This window comes from Gemmatimonas sp. (assembly GCF_044376735.1).
Classification (GTDB): domain Bacteria; phylum Gemmatimonadota; class Gemmatimonadetes; order Gemmatimonadales; family Gemmatimonadaceae; genus Gemmatimonas.
Map to the genome: position 1 here is coordinate 1 of NZ_JBILKJ010000215.1, position 3,806 is coordinate 3,806.

The following is a 3,806-nucleotide window of genomic DNA, read 5'->3' on the forward strand; positions in this document are numbered from 1 at the left end:
CAAAGCCCAAAGCCCAAAGCCCAAAGCCCAAAGCCCAAAGCCCTAAGAAGCCTTCATCACCCGGGGAGCATACAGCTCCATATCCCTCCCCAACAGCAGCGTCGCCAGCACCAGCGTCGCGCTGATCCAGAACGGGCTCTGCATCCCGAACGTATCGAACGCAAACCCCAGCACGATCGGAAAACCGACTCGCGTGATCCCGCCGTACGTTTGCTGCACACCCATGTACAACCCGCGCTCCGATCCCGCCACCACCCGCGACAGCATCGCGGTCACACACGGGAACGTGAATGCGGTCCCCAGCGGCAGCAGTCCTACCGCCAGTGCCAGCGTCACGTAGTCGCGCGAGAACGACAGCCCCAGCAGGCCGGCGGCAAGCAAGATCACGCCGTATCGGCTCAGTCGCGCCTCGCCGAAACGGTCCACGATCTTGCCCAGGAACAGCGCCCGCACCACCACGCTTAGCACGCCGATGTACATGAAGAAGTAGCCGATCGTATCGGCCGTGACGCCGAACCGCGCGGCCAGGAACAGCGCGAGAATGGCGGTGGTACCCTGGAACGCGCCGATCGCGATGGCGTAGATCAGAATCAGTCGCGACGCCGGCTCGCTGGGATGACTCAGCACGCGGAACACGGCTTCGCGCGAGCCCTTCCGCACCGGCTTCGATCCGTCGGCGTTGTCGGCCAACGGCTTGCGTACTTCGGTGAGGTACTTCGACGCGAACACGATGTTGACGAGGCACAATCCCGCCGCCACCAGCCCCGGCGTATGTGGCCCCCAGTGCTGCACCCAGCTGCCGATCACCGGACCGAGCGCCACGCCCGCATTGGTCGCCGCCGACAGCCACCCGAGGCTCTTGGCGCGGTCTTCCGGACGCGTGGCATCGGCCACGTAGGCCTGGATCACACTCACCGTACCGCCACCGGCGCCCTGCACGATGCGTGACAGCAGCAGCAGCCAGAGCGAGTCGGCGTAGGCGAAAACGACATAGGCAACGGCACTCGATGCCAGCCCGACCATCAGCGCCGGCCGCCGGCCGTGCTTGTCGCTGAACCGTCCCCACAACGGCGCGCTGAGCAGCTGCGCCACGCTGAACGAGCTCACCAGCAGTCCCACCACGAATCCGCCGGCGCCGAGACTCTTCGCGTAGAAGGGCAACAACGGCAGAATCATCAGCATGCCGAGCATGTCGATGAAGGCCGTCACCATCAGCACCGTGAGCTTGCCGAACGCGGTCTTGCCGCCGTCGATCGGATGCTCTTCGGTGTGCGCCCCGGTCATTCCGTCTTCCCCAAGGCCGCCGGTGCGACACTCCGTCCGACGACGCCCGCCACGGCGATAATCGTCAGCACGTAGGGAATCATCTCCACGAACTGACTGGGAATCAGCTGCGAACCCTGCAGCTGAATCTGCAGGGTCTCGGCCCCGGCGAACAGGACGCACGCCACCGCCACGCGCACCGGCTCCCAGCGTCCGAAGATCACGGCGGCCAGCGCGATGAAGCCGCGACCCGCCGTCATGCTGTCCGAGAACTGGTGCTGGTCGAGCGCGAGGTAGGCCCCGCCTAGACTCGCCAGCGACCCGGCGATCAGCAATCCCTGCAGGCGCAATCGGGTCACGGCGACACCCAACGTGGCCGCGGCTTCCGGTTTCTCGCCCACGGCCCGCGCGCGCAATCCGAATGGCGTGCGATACAGCACCCATGCCAACACGGGAAGCGCGGCCAATCCCATCCACACCACCGGATTCACGAAGCTCGCAAACAGGCCACCGGCGCCCTCGCCGCCGAAGCCCGGCACGCGCGGTGAGTTGCTGGCGCTGTCGAAGATGCGCCGCAGATAGAAGCGCGTGACCGCCACCACCAACAGGTTGATCGCCACCCCGACCACCACCTGATTGGCTTTGAAGCGGAGCGTGGCGACTGCCAGCACCGCCGTGACCAATGCGCCGGCTACCAGCGCACCCGCCAGCCCCGCCCACGCGTTGCCGCCGTAGTAGCTGCCCAGCGCGGCGCCGAACGCGCCGGCCAGCATCAGGCCTTCGAGGCCGAGCGCGATGATCCCGACGCGCTCCGACATCACACCACCGGCCGCCGCGAGCAGATAGGGAATCGCAATGCGAATCGTCTGCAGCAGGAAAGTGAGCAGAATCATGACACCCCCTTCCGCGCATCACGGTAGAACGCCGCCGTCACGTTGGCCGCCGCCGCCCGTAGCTGCTTCTGGACTTCGGGCACCGCAGTGGCCACCGCCAGAATCACGACCGCCGTGAGAATATCGGTGAGCTGCTTGGGCACGATGGCGTTCACCGCCAGTCCGCCCTGCGACAACGTGGCGAACAGCAGCGCGGCACCCAGAATGCCGAAGGGATGATTGCGGCCTACCAGCGCGACCGCGATACCGAGGAAGCCCGCACCACCGGCGAACCCCTCTTCGTAGTAGCCCTTGTAGCCGAGCACGAAGTTCATGCCACCCAGTCCGGCGAGTGCCCCCGACAAACACATCGTGACCAGCAGCACGCGGGGCACGCGCACGCCGCCGTACTCGGCGGCATCGGGCTGCAGCCCCACTGCACGCAGTTCATAGCCGCTGCGGGTGCGGAACAGGTACCACCAACTCGCCACCGCGGCGAGCACCGCGAACACGATCGTGAAGTTCGCCGCGCTGCCGCGGAACGCCGCAAAGCTGTCGGCGAAGCGCGGTACCATTCCTGCGGCAATCGGCGGCGTATGCAGTGTCTCCGGCACATGCAGCTTGGCCGACACGATCCAGTTGAGAAACGCCAGCACGATGAAGTTGAGCATGATCGTCACGATCACCTCACTCGCGCCGAACTTCGCGCGCAACGCACCGGGCACCGCGCCGACGCCGGCACCGACCAGCATCGCCGCCAAGAGACACAGCGGCACGGCAATCAGCGCCGGCGTGCCGGCGGGCAGCAGCATGCCGAGCAGCGCGGCACCAAAGCCACCGGCGGCGAGCTGTCCTTCGGCCCCCACATTGAACAGCCCTGCACGCCCGGCCAGCGCAAACGCGAGGCCGGTGCAGGTCAGGGTGGTCGTCTTGTACAGCACCTGCCCGATGCCGTAGGCGTTGCCCCACGTGCCTTCCACCAGCAAGCGGAACACGGTGCTCGGTGCTTCGCCGAAGCTCAGGATGAGCAGGTCGCCCACCACGGCGGCAATGGCGAGCGCCACCAACGGCGGCAGGAAGCCGCCCGCCAATCCGATGCCGGCGTGGGCCGGCAGTTCGGCCATCGCGCGCACTTCGCCGGTGCTCTGCATGGCGCGCTGCTGTTCACGCGGCGGCGTCGCTGGTCCGGTACTCATACCGCCGCTCCCGTCATGTAAGGACCCAATTGCTCGGCGGTGCACTGTGCGGCCGGCAGTACGGTCACGAACCGTCCGCCGTACATCACCGCAATGCGATCGGAGAGCGCGAGCACTTCCGGCAGGTCGGCGCTCACCAGGAGAATCCCCTTGCCGGCATCACGCGCGGCCCGCAGCTGCGCGTGAATGAATTCGATCGCCCCCACGTCCACACCGCGCGTGGGCTGCGCCGCCAGCAACACGCTGAACTCGCGGCCCATTTCGCGCGCGATCACGATCTTCTGCTGATTGCCGCCCGACAGCGCCCGCGCCGGCAGCGACGGCATGGCCGGACGGATGTCGAACCGCCGCACTTGTTCGACGGCGTTCGCGGCAATCCGCGCCGTATCGAGCGTGCCGAACGATCCGAAATGATGCTGACGACCGAGCACCAGATTGTCGGCGATGCTGTACTCGAGAATCAGGCCGCGCCGAT

At 66.8% G+C, this 3,806-nt stretch carries 3 protein-coding genes and 1 pseudogene; all 4 read right to left on the minus strand.

Features of this window, described 5'->3' with window-relative positions; all coding sequences use genetic code 11:
- Window positions 1–42 precede the first annotated feature (42 nt).
- On the minus strand, window positions 43–1,284 hold the full coding sequence (locus ACIRA7_RS15620) for an MFS transporter (RefSeq protein WP_396221765.1): 1,242 nt from the start codon (window positions 1,282–1,284) through the stop codon (window positions 43–45).
- Entirely contained in the window at window positions 1,281–2,156 is an 876-nt protein-coding gene (locus ACIRA7_RS15625; protein WP_396221766.1) for an ABC transporter permease, read from the minus strand. Before ACIRA7_RS15625 ends, ACIRA7_RS15620 begins: the two co-directional genes overlap by 4 nt.
- On the minus strand, window positions 2,153–3,331 hold the full coding sequence (locus tag ACIRA7_RS15630) for an ABC transporter permease (protein WP_396221767.1): 1,179 nt from the start codon (window positions 3,329–3,331) through the stop codon (window positions 2,153–2,155). Before ACIRA7_RS15630 ends, ACIRA7_RS15625 begins: the two co-directional genes overlap by 4 nt.
- Window positions 3,328–3,806 (minus strand): annotated as a pseudogene (locus ACIRA7_RS15635) (heme ABC transporter ATP-binding protein); the annotation flags it as partial. The pseudogene ACIRA7_RS15635 and the gene ACIRA7_RS15630, both read right to left, overlap by 4 nt.

Bases quoted from the DNA above. Each gene is read 5' to 3' on its own strand.
- ACIRA7_RS15625 (WP_396221766.1), bottom strand. From the start codon at position 2,156: ATGATTCTGCTCACTTTCCTGCTGCAGACGATTCGCATTGCGATTCCC.
- ACIRA7_RS15620 (WP_396221765.1), bottom strand. From the start codon at position 1,284: ATGACCGGGGCGCACACCGAAGAGCATCCGATCGACGGCGGCAAGACC.
- ACIRA7_RS15630 (WP_396221767.1), bottom strand. From the start codon at position 3,331: ATGAGTACCGGACCAGCGACGCCGCCGCGTGAACAGCAGCGCGCCATG.